A 14,796-nucleotide genomic window follows, 5' to 3' on the forward strand; every position below is an offset into this window, starting at 1 on the left:
ACCTCACTCAAAGCGGAGCCCATCATGGAAAAACGTGAAGAACTCTACCGCGGCAAAGCCAAGTCGGTGTACAAGACCGACGACGCCAACCGCCTGATCCTGCTGTTTCGCAACGACACCTCGGCGTTCGACGGCAAGCGCATCGAGCAACTGGATCGCAAGGGCATGGTGAACAACAAGTTCAACGCCTTCATCATGCAGAAACTCGAAGCGGCCGGCATCCCGACCCAATTCGACAAACTGCTGAGCGACAACGAGTGCCTGGTCAAGAAGCTGGACATGATCCCGGTGGAATGCGTCGTGCGTAACTACGCCGCCGGCAGCCTGGTCAAGCGCCTGGGCGTGGAAGAGGGCCTCAAGCTCAACCCTTACACGTTCGAGCTGTTCCTGAAGGACGACGCCAAGGGCGACCCGTTCATCAACGAATCCCACGTCGTGGCGTTCGGTTGGGGCACCGCTGAGCAACTGGCGCGCATGAAGGAGTTGTCCCTCAAGGTCAACGACGTGCTGAGCAAGCTGTTCGACGACGCGGGCCTGTTGCTGGTGGACTTCAAGCTGGAATTTGGTGTGTTCCACGACGGCTCTATCGTCCTGGGCGACGAATTCAGCCCGGACGGCTGCCGCCTGTGGGACAAGGACACCAAGAAGAAGATGGACAAAGACCGCTTCCGCCAGGGCCTCGGTGATGTGATCGAAGCCTACGAAGAAGTCGCCCATCGTCTCGGCGTACCGCTGTAATCGACGCAAGCATCTGATAGCACGGAAAAAAATCTCTATTCGAGCTTTGCTTCCACGAAACAGGCTGTTATGATGCGCGCCGTTGGAGAGATGCCAGAGTGGCCGAATGGGACGGATTCGAAATCCGTTGTACCTTCACCGGTACCTAGGGTTCGAATCCCTATCTCTCCGCCATTACATAGAAAAAGCCCCGTAGCTGAATAAGCTACGGGGCTTTTTCGTTTCCGGGTATTCGCTTGGCAACGGCTGAAGCACATCTATTTTTTTTGCGCCTCACCGAATAACTTTCCCCGCTGCGGTGTTCACTACTCACACCATCAGGGAATGCCCATGAACATACCGACCGACCGCTACGACCGTTGGACCCGCATCTTCCACTGGCTCACCGCTGCCGTGGTGATCTTCATGTTTGCCAGTGCCCATCTCTGGGAAAACCTGGAGAAGGGCACGCCGCTGCGCAAAGGCCTGCAATCGCTGCATATCTCGCTCGGCATTGCGATGGCACTGTTGATTGTCGTGCGGATCGCCTGGCGATTGATTGCGGGTCATCATCCAAAGTCCGACAGTCCCCGGGCGCTTAACCTGCTGGCGAAAATGGCGCATGGTTGCCTGTACCTGTTGCTGTTGGCGCAGATCGTCCTGGGCTTTATATTTCGCTGGGCTCAAGGCGAGCCGTTCAATTTCTTCGGGCTGTTCCCCATTCCTGCTCCCGTTGTGATTGATCACGAATGGAGGGGCGCCCTGGGTGGTCTGCATGACAATGTGGCATGGGCGATCATCCTGCTGGCGGGCCTGCATGCCGCGGCTGCGCTCTGGCATCACGTTGTCGTCGGCGACAACACGCTGCGCCGTATGTTGCCCGGTTCAGGTAATGCGCTTCAAAAGTGATGTTCGCTGTTGCACCTCCCCATCGTTACGGAGCATGACAACCATGAAAAACCGCCACGAACACCCCGTCACTTACCGCACCGCGCTGTTCTTCAGTGCTTGCCTGGCCGCCGCTTTACTCGCAGGCCCAGCTCACGCCTCCGGTGACGAATCGGCCCCGCCCAAGCCTAACTGCCCGAAAGGCCAGGTCTGGGATACCAAGAGCGGAAAATGCGTGCTGCAAACCAGCAAAGCCACTTCGGACGCCGACCGTACCGATTACGCCTACCGCCTGGCCAAAGATGGGCGCTACGACGAAGCCCTGGCATTGCTCGATACCCTGCAAAACCCGAACACCGCCAAGGCTCTCAACTATCGCGGCTATGCCACGCGCAAACTGGGGCGCACCGATGAAGGCATCGGTTATTACCTGAAGTCCGTCGCGCTCGACCCCAACTACGCGCAGGTTCGCGAGTACCTGGGCGAGGCCTATGTGATCAAAGGGCGCGTCGACCTGGCGCAAGAGCAACTGGTGAAAATCAAAGCCTTGTGCAGCACCACCTGCGAAGAGTACCAAGACCTCGCCGAAGCTATCGCCGCCGCGCCACAGGCTTGAAACCGATGAGTGAACCGACAGGGGGCAGCCATCACCAGAGAGGCTGAGTTTCGTCGCGAGCTGGGCCTGTTGTTGCCGCGTTTATGGCGATATGGGTTGGTGTTGTCGCGGCAAAAGCATCTGGCCGAAGACTTGGTGCAGGCGACCTGTGTGCGAGCATTGGAGCGTGCCGGGCAGTTCGCGGCCGGCACGCGCCTGGACCGCTGGCTGCTGTCGATCATGCATTCCATCTGGCTCAACGAGGTGCGTTCGCAACGGGTACGCCAGGGGCAGGGGTTTGTCGAGGGGGAACAGGCGTTGTCCTTCGATGGCGAGAGCCAGGCTCAGGATCAGGTATTGGCCGCGCAAGTGATCAAGCTCGTTAACGGGTTGCCTGAAGCACAGCGGGAAACAGTGTTTCTGGCGTACGTCGAAGGGCTTTCCTACAAGGAAATTGCCGAGGTGCTGCATATTCCCGTCGGGACTGTGATGAGCCGGTTGGCCGCCGCCCGCTTGAAACTGGTGCAGACCACACCCTCTACGGCCCAGCAGGATAAATCCAGCGGAGAACGGCGATGACTCAGACTAACGTACCGTCCGATGAGTGGTTGGTGGCTTATCTGGATGGCGAGCTGGAGGTGGAGCAGCGGGCGTTCATCGCCGATCAGGTCCGCACGGACCCGGTGCTGGCCGCACGCCTGGAGGCTTTGCAGTGCGCTGACTTACCCTTCAAGGCCGCCTTCGACTCGGTGCTGGGTCAAGCACCTACCGCGCGGATGCAGGCAATGCTCAACGCCTTGCCAGCGGCACAAGCCCCAGCGCTGAGTCGACGTCGCTTCCTGGCCGTAGCCGCCGGTTTTGCCGTGGCAGGCGCAGTTGCCGACCGCCTGTTCATCAGTTGGCCTCGCGCGCAATCCGCTCAAGGCTGGCGTGCCTCGGTTGCCGAATACATGGCCCTGTACACACCGCAGACCCTGGAAAACCTCAGCGCTGATCGCGCCTCTCACATCGCCCAACTCAATGGCGTGGGGGCACAATTGGGGCTGCCGTTATCTCCAGAGGCGGTAACTCTGCCCGGCGCCGAGTTCCGGCGTGCGCAGATCCTCGACTATGAAGGCGTAGTGATCGGCCAATTGACCTACCTGGATCCGCGCCATGGTCCATTGGCACTGTGTATCACCGCCAGCCAAAAGGGCGCGCAGCCCGTCGCTACCGAGCAGCGCCGAGGCATGAATGTGGTGTATTGGGCCAGCCTGTCCCATGGCTTCATGCTGATCGGGAGAAACACATTCGAGGATTTGCAGATCATGGCCAGCCGCGTCGAACGGACGTTAATAGCTTGAACCCGGTGAGCCGGCATCGTCTGCTGCACTCGCCAACCGCCCCAACAGCGACTCAATGAACACCGTTTCCGCTCGACTCATCTTCTGCTCCCGATGCCACAGCAAGTGGATATCCACATCGGCAATCCCCTCATCCGGCGGCAGCCGCCACAGCAGCCCGTTCTTCACATCTTCCGCCACCACGTGAACCGGCAGGCAGCCCAAACCAAACCCGGCGATCACCAGGCGGCGTACCTCTTCCAGGCTGGACGACGACGCCACGATCCGCCCGCTGAAGCCCTGCTGATCACGAAAGATCGTCAGCGGCGATAGCATCCCGCCGATTTGATCACTGGTGAAACTCACGAAGTTCTCCGACTGCAAATCCCCCTCCGCCAATCCGCTGCGTCCGAACAGGGCATGGTGCTGTCCGCAAAAGAACGCGTAGCGCTGGCGCAGGAACAGATGCTGCTCCAGCCGTGGCTGTGGTCGACGGTTGAGGCTCAGGCCCAGGGTGGCGGTTTTTTCCAGCAGGGCGGCGACGATGTCGGAGCTGCGCATCACCTCGACTTCCAGGTCGACCCGTGGATGTTCACGATGAAAGTCCGCGAGAAACTCATCGAAAAGGTCCGAGTTGATCCGACTGATCATCAGCAAACGCACCTTGCCGATCACTTCATCGCCAGGTTTCTGCAGGGCGTTGCTCATCTGCGAGACCTGGCCGTACATCTCGCCGGCAATGGCGAAGATCTGTTCACCGGCCTCGGTCAGTACGAAGCGCGGGCCACGGCGGGCGATGAGTTGGCAGTCGAGTTGTTCTTCCAGGCGCTTGAGGGCCTGGCTGATCGCCGGTTGGGTCAAATGCAGGCGGGCGGCGGCGCGGCTGATGCTCAGTTCCTGGCCGATCACGCGGAAGGTGCGCAGCAGGTTCCAGTCCAGGCGGTCGTTGAGCAGGGGGTGAATATCGCGACGGGGTTCGGACATGGCGCGGCTCAATAATAAGCAGAATTTATAATTGGAATAATAAATAGAAAATTGACTAATCATAGCCCCGCGACGATAAATCACCCCTGACAAGCGCCATCAGAGCGCATGCGTTCGACCTTTCTCCTGCCAAAAAAATAACCAAAGGAGCCCGCCCCATGAAGCCTTCCGCTTCGCCCCAGCCTCGCCGTGCTGCGGCCGCCGCTTTTATCGGCACCATGATCGAGTGGTACGACTTCTACATCTATGCCACCGCCGCGGCGTTGGTGTTCGGTCAGCTGTTTTTCCCTTCCGAAGACAAATTGTTCAGCACCATGGCTGCGTTCGGCACTTTTGCCGTGGGCTTTTTCGCGCGGCCGTTGGGCGGCATCGTGTTCGGGCATATCGGCGACCGCATTGGCCGCAAGAAATCCCTGGTGATCACCCTGGTCATGATGGGCGTGGTCACCGTGTGTATCGGGCTGCTGCCAACTTACGCGCAGATCGGCGTCGCGGCGCCGGTCATGCTGGTCCTGCTGCGCATCGTGCAAGGTATTGCCGTCGGTGGCGAGTGGGGCGGTGCGGTGCTGATGGCCGGTGAGCATGCGCCCAAAGGGCGGCGGAACTTCTTCGCGTCCTTTGCCCAACTGGGCAGCCCGGCAGGGTTGATCCTGTCGCTGCTGGCGTTCAGCGCGGTGACGCGTTTGCCGGAAGAAGACCTGCTCAGTTGGGGCTGGCGCCTGCCGTTCCTGGCCAGTGCCTTGCTGCTGATCGTGGGCCTGGCGATTCGCCTGGGCGTAAACGAATCCCCTGAGTTCCTCGAAGACCAGGCGCTGGCGCAAAAGGCCCGGGCGATCAAGCCCGACCAGGCCCCGGTGATCGAAGTGCTGAAAACTGCGTGGCGCCCGTTGTTGCTGTGCATTGGCGCCAACACCCTGGGCATCGCCGGCGTGTATTTCACCAACACGTTCATGATTGCCTACAGCACTCAGCAACTGGGCTTACCGCGCTCGTTGATTCTGGAGTGTTTGTTCTTCGTTGCCATCATCCAGTTCTGTGTCCAGCCGCTGGCGGCCTGGGTGGCGGAGAAGGTCGGCGCCACGCGGTTTCTCTGCGCGATGACGGTACTGGCGATGGCTTCGCCGTACCCGATGTTCGTGCTGGTGAGCAGCGGCCAGGCGCCGTTGATCATCCTCGGCATCGCCCTGGCCGTGGTGTGCATGGCCTCGTTTTATGCGGTCATCGCCGGCTTTGTCAGCGGCCTGTTTGAAACCCGTGTGCGCTATACCGCGATTTCCCTGGCCTATCAGGTGTGCGGTGCGCTGGCCGGAGGTCTGACGCCATTGATCGGCACCTGGCTGGCCCACGCCTACCAGGGCCAATGGTGGCCGATGGCGGTGTTTTACAGCCTGATCGCGGCGGTCTCGCTGGTGTGCGTATTGGCGTTATCGCGCCGCCACGCCACCGCCCACCGTCTCGAAATGGCCCCAAGTGTCTGAGGGGAGATGGGTAATGTTGAAGATTAATGGCCCGCGCCTGTGGGCCAGCCTGATGGCCATGGCTGAAGTGGGCGCGACCGCACGCGGTGGCAGTTGCCGCCTGGCCTTGAGCGCAGAGGACCAGGCCGGTCGCGAGCTGTTCAGCCACTGGTGCACTGCGGCGGGGCTGACCTTGAGCGTGGATGCCATCGGCAACCTGTTCGCCCGCCGCGCCGGGACGGAGGAGGACGCCGCCCCGGTGATGATGGGCAGCCACCTCGACACTCAGCCGGAGGGCGGGCGTTTCGATGGTGTCTACGGTGTGCTGGCTGGCCTGGAAGTGATCCGCAGCCTTGACGACCACGGCATTCAAACGCGTAAACCGTTGGAAATCGCCGTATGGACCAACGAGGAGGGCGCCCGGTTTACCCCGGCGATGCTTGGCTCGGCGGTCTTCACTGGCGCCCTGGCGTTGGACAAGGCCCTGGCCAGTGTCGACGTGGACGGCATCAGTGTGGCCGAGGCCTTGCGCGCCATCGGCTACCACGGTGAGCGCGCGTCAGGTGGTGCGGTGGATGCGTATTTCGAAGCGCATATCGAGCAAGGCCCAATCCTGGAAGACAACGCCAAGAGCATCGGCGTGGTCACCGGTGGCCAGGCGATTCGCTGGCTCGACGTGCGCGTCACCGGCATGGCGGCGCACGCCGGCACGACGCCGATGCCGTTGCGCAAGGACGCGCTGTATGGCGCTGCGCAAATGATCCAGGCGCTGGAAAGCCTGGCCAAGGATTTCGCTCCCGAGGGCCTGACGACCGTTGGTGAATTGAGCATCGCCAAATCCTCCCGTAACACCATCCCCGGGCTGCTGCATTTTAGCGTCGATCTGCGCCATCACCGCGACACCGACCTTGATGCCATGGAACAGCAGGTGCACAAACAGTTGCAGGCCATCGCCGCGCAACGTGGGCTGGACGTCACCATCAGCCCCCACTGGATCAGCCCGGCGACACCGTTCGATGCGCAATGCGTGGCCTGCGTGCAAGCCGCGGTGGACGCCTTGGGCTACAGCCAGCAGCGGATCGTCAGCGGCGCCGGTCACGACGCGATTCACCTGGCACGCTATTGCCCCACCGCAATGGTCTTCATCCCCTGCGTCGGCGGCCTCAGCCACAACGAAGCCGAAGATGTATTGCCCGAAGACGTGCGCCAGGGCACCGATGTATTGCTTAACGCCGTGTTGGCTCGCGCCGGCCAGGCCACATGACCACTCATACCTGAAGACTGGCGCCGTCCCGCTCAAACAGGGGCGCAGTGTTCATCCAGGAGCCTCTTATGCGTACGTTTTTCCACCCCGAACAGCTGCTGCACCATCCGCGCAGCTACTATTCCCGCGGCCAGATGCGCACGCCGCAGGAAGTCCCCGAGCGTGCCCGCAACCTGCTGCTGGCCGCGCAAACCCTTGGCTTCGACATTCAACAACCGCAGGATTATGGACTTGAGCCCCTGCTGGCCGTCCACGGCGCGTCTTACCTGACTTTCCTCCAGCAAGCCCACGCGCTCTGGAAAGAAATCCCCGAGGACTGGGGCGACGAAGTCATGTCCAATATCTTCGTGCGCGAGCCCAACGCCCTGCGCGGCGTCCTGGCCCAGGCTGCGCGCTACCTGGCCGACGGCAGTTGCCCGGTGGGTGAACTCACCTGGCGCTCGGCGTATTGGTCAGCCCAAAGCGCCGTCGCCGCCGCCAGGGCCATCCTCGACGGGGCGCCCGCAGCCTATGCACTGTGTCGCCCGCCAGGTCATCACGCGCGCTTCGATGCGGCAGGCGGCTTCTGCTACATCAATAACGCGGCCGTCGCGGCACAGGCGTTGCGCGAAGGCTTCCAGCGCGTCGCCATCCTCGACACCGACATGCACCACGGCCAGGGCATCCAGGAGATTTTCTACGACCGCGACGATGTGCTCTACGTGTCGATCCACGGCGACCCCACCAACTTCTACCCCGGCGTCGCCGGCTTCGCCGAAGAGCGTGGCAACGCCGCCGGTGAAGGCTTCAACCTCAACCTGCCGATGGCGCACGGTGCCAGCGAGGCGGTGTTTTTTGCACAACTGGAGCGGGCACTCAAGGCAGTCAAAGACTTCTCGGCGCAGGTGCTGGTGTTGTCCCTGGGCTTCGATATCTACGAACTCGACCCGCAAAGCAAAGTCGCGGTGACGCGCCAGGGGTTTGCGCAGTTGGGAGCCTGCATCCGTGGGCTGGGGTTGCCCTGTGTGATCGTGCAGGAAGGGGGGTATCACCTGGAGACGCTGGACAGTAATGCCCAGGCGTTTTTCGACGGCCCACAGGCTTGGAGCATGTAATCAGGCAACTTTTCAGGAGCTGAAACTGAAACGCCTGCTGGGCTCCATGCCCCGCCGGCGTTAAGGGGTTGCCAACCAACGTGGAACTCGTTGGCAACACTTTTTTTCGTGGGGCTAAAGTACTGCCCCGGCAGGCCGAAACGCTCTCATACGATGTCATATCCCTAAAAAGAGAGCCGCCAAACATGTCCCTTCGCAGCCTGTCCATCGCCCGTCGCGCGGGCTTGGGTTTTGCCCTGATTGCCTTGCTCGTCGCCCTGCTGGGTTTTTTCGCGCTCTCGAACATGGCCAGCATTCGTGCCAGTGCGGTGCAGGTGGAAAGCGGGCTGGTGCCCAAGATGCGCATGGTGGCGGACATTCGCGAAATCATGCTGCGCATTCGTACGATTTCTTTGCGCATGGCGCTGGACCCGAACCCCGCGAGCATCCCGCAATACCGCAGCCAGATGGACACTCGTAGCCAGGACCTGGCCAAGCGGCTGGCCGACCTCAACGCGGTGATCGACACCCCCGAGGTGCGCGCGTTGTATGAGCAGTTCCAGGTCTCGCTGCGCCAATACCAGCAGGGGCTGGCCCAGTCGTTTGTCCTGGCCGACCAGCAGCAGGGCGCCGAGCTCAACAAGTTGCTGCTGGTGGACATGAAAACCGTGGTGGATGGCTCCGGAGCCCAACTCAACGCCCTGGCCGACTACTACAACGCGCAGATCAACCAGCAGGGCCAGGCGGCTGAGGCGCAGTACGGCCGGTCGCGCACGATGGTCTTCGGTTTTGTGCTGCTGGCCGCGTTGAGCACCGTGGCGCTGGCGTGGTTGCTGACGCGCAGCATCATCGGCCCCCTGAGCCATGCAGTGCGGACCGCAGAAAACGTTGCCCGAGGCGACCTGACCCAAACGGTGGCGGTGACCGGCGACGATGAAGTGACCCGCCTGCTCGTGGCACTCCAGAGCATGCAAGCCAGCCTGCGCGGGACCTTGCAACTGATTCGCCAGTCGGCCGGTCAGTTGGCGTCTTCCGCCACCGACCTCAATGGCATCACCGACCAAAGCAGCCGCAGCCTGCAAAAACAAACCGCTGAAATCGAGCAGGCCGCCACGGCGGTCAACGAGATGACCTCGGCCGCAGATGAGGTGGCGCGCAATGCGGTGTCCACCTCCGAATCCACACGCCTGTCCAATGAAACGGCGCGCGAGGGCCAGCACCGAGTGGGCGAAACCGTCAGCGCCATTGAAGCCCTGAGCACCAACATCGGCGAAACCTCGACCCTGGTACAGAACCTCGCCGAGCAATCGCGGGATATCGGCAAGGTGCTCGACGTGATTCGCTCCATCGCCGAGCAGACCAACCTGCTGGCCCTCAATGCCGCTATCGAAGCGGCGCGGGCCGGTGAGTCCGGGCGTGGTTTTGCGGTGGTGGCGGACGAAGTGCGTGCACTGGCCCACCGTACCCAGCAATCGACCCTGGAAATCGACCAGATGGTCACCGCGATGCGCACGGGTTCCGACCAGGCACTGACATCGATGCAGTCGAGTACCCAGCGCGCCACTGACACGTTGGCCCTGGCTGAAGGAGCCGGTGGTGCATTGAGCCAGATCACCGACTCCATCGACCAGATTCACCAGCGCAACCTGGTGATCGCCAGCGCCGCCGAGGAGCAGGCCCAGGTGGCCAAGGAGGTCGATCGCAACATCGTTAATATTCGCGACCTGTCTGCCCAGTCGTCTTCCGGCGCCGGGCAGATCAATGGGTCGAGCCGTGAATTGGCGCAGTTGGCGGTCGCCCTCAACGAGGCGGTGGCACGCTTTCAGCTGTAGTGACGTGCGCCGTGAGTGGCGGCGGGCAGGAAGGCGCTAATTCAGCGTCGGTTCTTCCTCGATCTTTATATTGACCGCTTGCCACTCACCCCCCGGCCCCCGTTCCAATTCGTAGCTGACGATTTGCCCCTCGCGCAGCACTCGACCGCCCTGGGCGGTGCTGCTACGAAAGAACACGTCTTGCGTATCGTGGACGGCAGTTTCGCTGCTGATGAAAATTGCAGTCTGTGGAGTTGTTCTGGACATGGCCGTTCTCCTTTTTCAGTGCAATACATGGCCCGTGGTGGGCGGGGTGAAGCGGTCATCCAACGGTTTATCAACCGACCACTTGGACTTTGTCGGCCTGCATGCCTTTTTGCCCTTGCACCGCTTCGAAGCTGACTTTCTGTCCTTCTTTCAATGACTTGAATCCAGTGCCTTCAATCGCCCTGAAGTGTACGAACAGGTCGGGCCCATCATCCGGAGTGATAAACCCATAGCCTTTTTCATCATTGAACCACTTCACCGTGCCGTTCTGTCTGTTGCTCATTGTTCGTACCCTCTAAACCCTTGTGTCCTGATGCGCGCCGATGCAACGCGACATACTTAATAAAAGCCCCGCGCCCGCCAGTCGTCAACACGGCGCGAGACCAACGGTACTGTCATTTCTGACAGGTTTTCAGGCCTTCAAAGCGCGCCATACTGCGCAGTTTCATGCTGAAGACCCGCAGTGTTCGGGCGGCCGTCCGCGCGCGCATGGCGCCCTGTCGTCGCCCATACGATAATGCCGGCATTCCGATTCCCACTGGCCATCCTCCGTGATCATCAATTTCGACCTCAACGACCTCCAAGCCTTCCGCGCCGTGGTAGACAAGGGCAGTTTTCGCGCCGCCGCCGAGGCCATCCGGATTTCGCAGCCGGCCCTCAGCCGCCGTATCGAAAAGCTTGAATCCGCCCTCGATGTGAAGCTGTTCGAACGCACCACGCGCCGGGTCAGCCTGACCATGGTCGGGCGTGCATTCCTGCCTCAGGTCGAGCGCATGCTCGACGACCTCGACATTGCCCTGATGGGCATCAGTAACGTGGCGTCCACGCGCATGGGCGACGTCACCATCGCCTGCGTGCCGTCTACGGCGTATTACTTCATGCCCCACGTGATTTCCGAGTTCCACAAGCTGTACCCGAAGATTCGCCTGCGGGTGCTGGACGCCAGTGCCGGTGAGGTGTGCAGCGCAGTGGGGAGTGGCGAGGCGGATTTTGGCGTGAGTTTCAGCGGCAGCCTGGCCGATGAAGTGGAATTCGAGTTGCTGATGCAGGAGCGCTATGTACTGGCGTGTCGTCGGGACCACCCGTTGGCCGGACGCGACAGCGTGACCTGGGCCGAGGCCTACGAGCACGACTACATCACGGTGGACAAGACGTCGGGCAACCGCGCCCTGCTGGACCAGGCCTTGCACGGCGTGCGGGTGAAAAAACCGAGCGTCTGCGAGACACACCACGTGACCACGATGATCGGCTTGGTGGAGGCGGGGCTGGGGGTGGCGATGGTGCCGTCGATCGCCATGCCGGCGGGCGAACACCCGATTCTGGTGAGTGTGCCGCTGGTCGAGCCGCCGGTGATGCGCAACGTGGGCTTGATCAAGCGTCGCGGGCGGACATTGCCGCCCGCGGCGCTGGAGTTGGAGCGGTTGGTGCGGGAGATGCCGTTTCGGTCAGCGTGACACCGAGTCCAGGCCGGTGGATTGCACCAGCGGTTGTGCCTCGGGCGAGGCCAGGTACTGCAACAGTGCCTTGGCCTGGGCCGGGTGTTCGGCGTTAACCGGAATGCCCGCCGCAAAGCGTGTCACCGACTGCACGTCTTCCGGGATCTTGCCCACGTAAGTCACCCCCGGCACCGGCAACAGTTCCGCGACCTGTTGCAAGCCCACCTCGTATTCACCCTTGGCAACCTTCTCGGCCACCGGGATGCGTTCGATCATGCTGCCCTTGGCGGGCATGCCGAGTTTCTTGAACAGCTCCTTCTCGACATACACACCGCTGGCGCTGTCCGAATACGCTATGGACTTGGCCTTGAGCAGCACGGCCTTGAGCTCGGCGTCGGTGCCAATCGCCGGTTTCGCCGCGCCTTCTTTCACCACCAGGCCGATGCGCGAATCCGCCAATTCCACGCGGGACGCCGGGTCGACTTTGCCTTGCTTGATCAACTCATCCAGGGCGTAGCCGACCATAATCACCACGTCGGCGTGTTCGCCACGGGCCAGGCGGTTGGGAATCGCTTCCGGCGCCTTGCCCATCGAGGGGCCGAGGATCGTGTCGAGGGTATCGCCGCTCTGTTTGGCATATTGCGGGCCCAGCAATTTATACGCCGCAGTGAAGCCACCCGAGGTCATGACCTTGAGTTCTTCGGCCTGGGCCGTCAGTGCCAGGGTGCCGAGGGTCAGGGTCGTCAGGGTCTTGAATAGCGTCTTCATCACACGGCCTCCTGCATCACTTGCCCACGGGTGTTGGCCCGGCGATACAGCGCCAGGGTCGAGCACAAGGCGCACAGCGCGGCAAACATCATCCAGTAGGCCGGGGAGGCCTTGTCTTCGGTGAGGTGGATGAACCAGGTGGAAATCGCCGGAGTGAAACCGCCAAAGAGTGCGGTCGCCAGGCTATAGGCCAGGGAGAAACCCGCCACGCGCACTTCCACCGGCATGATTTCGGTCAGCGCCGGGATCATTGCGCCGTTGTACATGCCATAGAGGAAGGAGAACCACAGCAGGACTTCCAACATATGCGCAAAGCTCGGCGCGTTGACCACGTAGGACAACGCCGGGTAAGCAGTGAGAACCGTCAGCACGGTCATGGCGACCAGTACCGGCTTGCGGCCAAAGCGGTCGCTCAAGGTGCCGCCGATGGGCAGCCAGACAAAGTTCGACACGGCCACCAGCAAGGTCACCAGCAGTGCATCGGAGGTGCTCAGTTGCAGCACGGTCTTGCCGAAGGTCGGCGCGTACACGGTGATCAGGTAGAACGCCGTGGTGGTCATGGCGACCATCAGCATGCCGCCGATGACCACAGTCCAGTTCTTCGCCAGGGTCGCCAACACTTCGCGCATGGTGGGGCGATGTTTGCGGTTGGCGAACTCTTCGGTTTCCTCCAGGTTGCGGCGTAGCACGAAGATGAACGGGATGATCACGCAACCGAAGGCGAACGGGATACGCCAGCCCCAATCGGCCACCACGGCCGGTTCCATCCACACATTCAGGCCATAACCCAATGCGGCGGCCACCACGATGGAGATCTGTTGGCTGCCCGATTGCCAGCTGGTGTAGAAGCCCTTGCGGCCGGGCGTGGCCATTTCGGACAGGTACACCGACACACCGCCCAGTTCTGCGCCGGCCGAGAAACCTTGCAGCAGGCGGCCGACCAGTACCAGCAACGGGGCCCACAGGCCAATGCTGTGATAACCGGGCACCAACACGATCAGCAGCGTGCCGCTGGCCATGATCGAAAGGGTCACGATCAACCCTTTGCGGCGACCGACGTCGTCAATGTAGGCGCCCAGAATGATCGCGCCCAATGGCCGCATCAGGAAGCCTGCGCCGAACACGGCGAAGGTCATCATTAATGACGCAAACTCATTAGCGGCGGGAAAGAACGCGGCAGCAATGTAGGTGGCATAGAAGCCGAACAGAAAGAAGTCGAACTGTTCGAGGAAGTTGCCCGAAGTCACGCGGAAAACCGCACCAATTTTCGAGCGAGCGGCGTCAGGCCGAGAAGGGCTATTCATGGTTTTGTGTCTCCAGCGTTCTTTTAAAGTGCTTGTTTCGCTTAAGACCGCGGATAGTGGCTGACACATTTAGAAATGATAAGTGAGTTATTTGGATGTATTGATGCGTGCAGATTATCAATCCGCGAGCCCGCCCCAAATGACTGCCGTGTTCTATGCTTGCAGGTGTGTCCAATTCTTACGGATGGGAGGTGGCTATGGGTAATGAACAGAAGCGTCAAGAGCAGCCGAAGCGTGAGCAACCCCGGCGACACGAAGAGGAAAAACCCCAGACCTGGAAGCATCCGGACGACGGAACAGAGCTGTCCGAGCGGGATCAGGAACGTCCGCTCAAGCCCTGATCAATCTTCGACCGAGGGCAAAAAGCAACCTTGATGGGCCATGAACTGCCTCCACGAATAGCGCTCCGTGGGGGCAGGTGTTACCTGGGTCGGGGTCTCGAATTTAACCAGCGAAGCACCGGTATCGGCATTAATCACCTCAACGCGACACCAGCCGCTGTCGCTGTCCGCAATCCCGCCTTTGAGCAGGTAACGCCCCTGGGCGGCGAACTCAGTGTTGAACTCGATCACACAGCGCCGCCCGGCGCTCGCCAGGCCCGACACGATCAGGTGCAGCGCTTGGTTGGCGGCGATGTCCACGTAACCGTCGGGGCGCGAAGTGGTGCCGTGCACGGCAAATAATGCGGTTTCCTGACTCGGCGTTCCCACCCTGCCTTCCAGGCACTCATGATCCGTCGAAACGCTGACAGACAGCCCTTCGTTGTAGCTGTCGTGGGTGCTCAATTCACTTTTGACCTGTGCTCGGGGGCCGTCGAGCGGTGCCTTATAGGGCGCCATGGCCGTGCATCCGGCCAACAGCAGCGGGAGCACAACGCAGTGGATTTTCATCAGGGGGTCAGCGTCCATTC

17 protein-coding genes, 1 tRNA gene and 1 pseudogene are annotated in these 14,796 nt (G+C 61.3%); 13 read left to right on the top strand and 6 right to left on the bottom strand.

Translation table 11 applies throughout. From position 1 onward, the window contains the following. Nucleotides 1–24: 24 nt before the first annotated feature. The 6 genes from purC (at nt 25) to AB7933_RS09090 (ending at nt 3,543) form a co-directional block, all read left to right on the top strand. A complete protein-coding gene (purC, locus tag AB7933_RS09065; protein WP_024074003.1) occupies nt 25–738 on the top strand; it encodes a phosphoribosylaminoimidazolesuccinocarboxamide synthase in 714 nt (237 codons plus the stop codon). An 84-nt stretch (nt 739–822) separates the two neighbouring features. Beyond that, a tRNA-Ser gene (locus AB7933_RS09070) sits at nt 823–912 on the top strand. Between the two features lie 156 nt (nt 913–1,068). Further along, nucleotides 1,069–1,626 (top strand): cytochrome b, encoded by a 558-nt coding sequence (locus tag AB7933_RS09075; RefSeq protein ID WP_024074004.1) that lies wholly within the window; start codon nt 1,069–1,071, stop codon nt 1,624–1,626. Between the two features lie 43 nt (nt 1,627–1,669). After that, nucleotides 1,670–2,221 (top strand): tetratricopeptide repeat protein, encoded by a 552-nt coding sequence (locus tag AB7933_RS09080; protein WP_024074005.1) that lies wholly within the window; start codon nt 1,670–1,672, stop codon nt 2,219–2,221. A gap of 60 nt (nt 2,222–2,281) precedes the next feature. Further along, entirely contained in the window at nt 2,282–2,779 is a 498-nt protein-coding gene (locus tag AB7933_RS09085) for an RNA polymerase sigma factor (protein WP_041161116.1), read from the top strand. Beyond that, nucleotides 2,776–3,543, top strand: a complete 768-nt coding sequence (locus tag AB7933_RS09090) for an anti-sigma factor family protein (protein ID WP_024074007.1) — start codon at nt 2,776–2,778, stop codon at nt 3,541–3,543. The genes AB7933_RS09085 and AB7933_RS09090 overlap by 4 nt, the downstream gene beginning before the upstream one ends. Here the strand turns inward: AB7933_RS09090 and AB7933_RS09095 are convergent. Further along, nucleotides 3,532–4,506: a LysR family transcriptional regulator gene (locus AB7933_RS09095; RefSeq protein WP_024074008.1), complete on the bottom strand. Its 975-nt coding sequence runs from the start codon at nt 4,504–4,506 to the stop codon at nt 3,532–3,534. The two genes, AB7933_RS09090 and AB7933_RS09095, sit on opposite strands and share 12 nt — an antisense overlap. A gap of 158 nt (nt 4,507–4,664) precedes the next feature. Here AB7933_RS09095 and AB7933_RS09100 point away from each other — a divergent pair, with 158 nt between their 5' ends. The 5 genes and pseudogenes from AB7933_RS09100 to AB7933_RS09120 all read left to right on the top strand — a co-directional run bounded on the left by AB7933_RS09100 (nt 4,665) and on the right by AB7933_RS09120 (nt 10,132). Then, on the top strand, nt 4,665–5,984 hold the full coding sequence (locus AB7933_RS09100; protein ID WP_024074009.1) for an MFS transporter: 1,320 nt from the start codon (nt 4,665–4,667) through the stop codon (nt 5,982–5,984). A gap of 13 nt (nt 5,985–5,997) precedes the next feature. Then, nucleotides 5,998–7,227 (top strand): Zn-dependent hydrolase, encoded by a 1,230-nt coding sequence (locus tag AB7933_RS09105; RefSeq protein WP_024074010.1) that lies wholly within the window; start codon nt 5,998–6,000, stop codon nt 7,225–7,227. A gap of 68 nt (nt 7,228–7,295) precedes the next feature. Then, on the top strand, nt 7,296–8,321 hold the full coding sequence (locus AB7933_RS09110) for a histone deacetylase family protein (protein ID WP_024074011.1): 1,026 nt from the start codon (nt 7,296–7,298) through the stop codon (nt 8,319–8,321). A 185-nt stretch (nt 8,322–8,506) separates the two neighbouring features. Next, nucleotides 8,507–9,274: pseudogene (locus AB7933_RS09115) on the top strand (MCP four helix bundle domain-containing protein); the annotation flags it as partial. Next, nucleotides 9,269–10,132 (top strand): methyl-accepting chemotaxis protein, encoded by an 864-nt coding sequence (locus AB7933_RS09120; RefSeq protein WP_370531108.1) that lies wholly within the window; start codon nt 9,269–9,271, stop codon nt 10,130–10,132. The pseudogene AB7933_RS09115 and the gene AB7933_RS09120, both read left to right, overlap by 6 nt. 36 nt (nt 10,133–10,168) lie before the next feature. Here the strand turns inward: AB7933_RS09120 and AB7933_RS09125 are convergent, their stop codons facing one another. Continuing rightward, a complete protein-coding gene (locus tag AB7933_RS09125; RefSeq protein WP_024074013.1) occupies nt 10,169–10,378 on the bottom strand; it encodes a cold-shock protein in 210 nt (69 codons plus the stop codon). Nucleotides 10,379–10,448: 70 nt separating this feature from the next. Continuing rightward, nucleotides 10,449–10,661, bottom strand: coding sequence for a cold-shock protein (locus tag AB7933_RS09130; RefSeq protein WP_024074014.1), 213 nt, complete (start codon nt 10,659–10,661; stop codon nt 10,449–10,451). 268 nt (nt 10,662–10,929) lie between these two features. Here AB7933_RS09130 and AB7933_RS09135 point away from each other — a divergent pair, with 268 nt between their 5' ends. Next, nucleotides 10,930–11,832 carry a LysR family transcriptional regulator gene (locus AB7933_RS09135; RefSeq protein WP_024074015.1) on the top strand — a complete coding sequence of 301 codons (903 nt, stop codon included), beginning with the start codon at nt 10,930–10,932 and terminating at the stop codon, nt 11,830–11,832. Here the strand turns inward: AB7933_RS09135 and AB7933_RS09140 are convergent. Continuing rightward, complete coding sequence (locus AB7933_RS09140) at nt 11,824–12,582, bottom strand: substrate-binding domain-containing protein (protein WP_024074016.1); 759 nt, start codon at nt 12,580–12,582, stop codon at nt 11,824–11,826. The genes AB7933_RS09135 and AB7933_RS09140 overlap by 9 nt on opposite strands. Continuing rightward, nucleotides 12,582–13,886 carry an MFS transporter gene (locus AB7933_RS09145; RefSeq protein ID WP_024074017.1) on the bottom strand — a complete coding sequence of 435 codons (1,305 nt, stop codon included), beginning with the start codon at nt 13,884–13,886 and terminating at the stop codon, nt 12,582–12,584. The genes AB7933_RS09140 and AB7933_RS09145 overlap by 1 nt, the downstream gene beginning before the upstream one ends. A gap of 197 nt (nt 13,887–14,083) precedes the next feature. Between AB7933_RS09145 and AB7933_RS09150 the strand changes: the two genes are divergently transcribed. After that, nucleotides 14,084–14,227 carry a hypothetical protein gene (locus AB7933_RS09150; RefSeq protein ID WP_173860561.1) on the top strand — a complete coding sequence of 48 codons (144 nt, stop codon included), beginning with the start codon at nt 14,084–14,086 and terminating at the stop codon, nt 14,225–14,227. Here AB7933_RS09150 and AB7933_RS09155 read toward each other — a convergent pair whose 3' ends face one another. Then, nucleotides 14,228–14,794, bottom strand: coding sequence for a hypothetical protein (locus AB7933_RS09155; protein WP_024074019.1), 567 nt, complete (start codon nt 14,792–14,794; stop codon nt 14,228–14,230). Nucleotides 14,795–14,796: the final 2 nt, after the last annotated feature.

This window comes from Pseudomonas gorinensis (genome assembly GCF_042015035.1).
Lineage (GTDB): Bacteria > Pseudomonadota > Gammaproteobacteria > Pseudomonadales > Pseudomonadaceae > Aquipseudomonas > Aquipseudomonas gorinensis.

What these genes read in the sequence shown, in the direction of transcription:
- AB7933_RS09155 (WP_024074019.1), bottom strand. Translation starts at nt 14,794, where the DNA reads ATGGACGCTGACCCCCTGATGAAAATCCACTGCGTTGTGCTCCCGCTG.
- AB7933_RS09080 (WP_024074005.1), top strand. Translation starts at nt 1,670, where the DNA reads ATGAAAAACCGCCACGAACACCCCGTCACTTACCGCACCGCGCTGTTC.
- AB7933_RS09130 (WP_024074014.1), bottom strand. Translation starts at nt 10,661, where the DNA reads ATGAGCAACAGACAGAACGGCACGGTGAAGTGGTTCAATGATGAAAAA.
- AB7933_RS09105 (WP_024074010.1), top strand. Translation starts at nt 5,998, where the DNA reads ATGTTGAAGATTAATGGCCCGCGCCTGTGGGCCAGCCTGATGGCCATG.
- AB7933_RS09075 (WP_024074004.1), top strand. Translation starts at nt 1,069, where the DNA reads ATGAACATACCGACCGACCGCTACGACCGTTGGACCCGCATCTTCCAC.
- AB7933_RS09120 (WP_370531108.1), top strand. Translation starts at nt 9,269, where the DNA reads ATGCAAGCCAGCCTGCGCGGGACCTTGCAACTGATTCGCCAGTCGGCC.
- AB7933_RS09100 (WP_024074009.1), top strand. Translation starts at nt 4,665, where the DNA reads ATGAAGCCTTCCGCTTCGCCCCAGCCTCGCCGTGCTGCGGCCGCCGCT.
- AB7933_RS09125 (WP_024074013.1), bottom strand. Translation starts at nt 10,378, where the DNA reads ATGTCCAGAACAACTCCACAGACTGCAATTTTCATCAGCAGCGAAACT.
- AB7933_RS09140 (WP_024074016.1), bottom strand. Translation starts at nt 12,582, where the DNA reads ATGAAGACGCTATTCAAGACCCTGACGACCCTGACCCTCGGCACCCTG.
- AB7933_RS09150 (WP_173860561.1), top strand. Translation starts at nt 14,084, where the DNA reads ATGGGTAATGAACAGAAGCGTCAAGAGCAGCCGAAGCGTGAGCAACCC.
- AB7933_RS09095 (WP_024074008.1), bottom strand. Translation starts at nt 4,506, where the DNA reads ATGTCCGAACCCCGTCGCGATATTCACCCCCTGCTCAACGACCGCCTG.
- purC (WP_024074003.1), top strand. Translation starts at nt 25, where the DNA reads ATGGAAAAACGTGAAGAACTCTACCGCGGCAAAGCCAAGTCGGTGTAC.
- AB7933_RS09110 (WP_024074011.1), top strand. Translation starts at nt 7,296, where the DNA reads ATGCGTACGTTTTTCCACCCCGAACAGCTGCTGCACCATCCGCGCAGC.
- AB7933_RS09145 (WP_024074017.1), bottom strand. Translation starts at nt 13,886, where the DNA reads ATGAATAGCCCTTCTCGGCCTGACGCCGCTCGCTCGAAAATTGGTGCG.
- AB7933_RS09090 (WP_024074007.1), top strand. Translation starts at nt 2,776, where the DNA reads ATGACTCAGACTAACGTACCGTCCGATGAGTGGTTGGTGGCTTATCTG.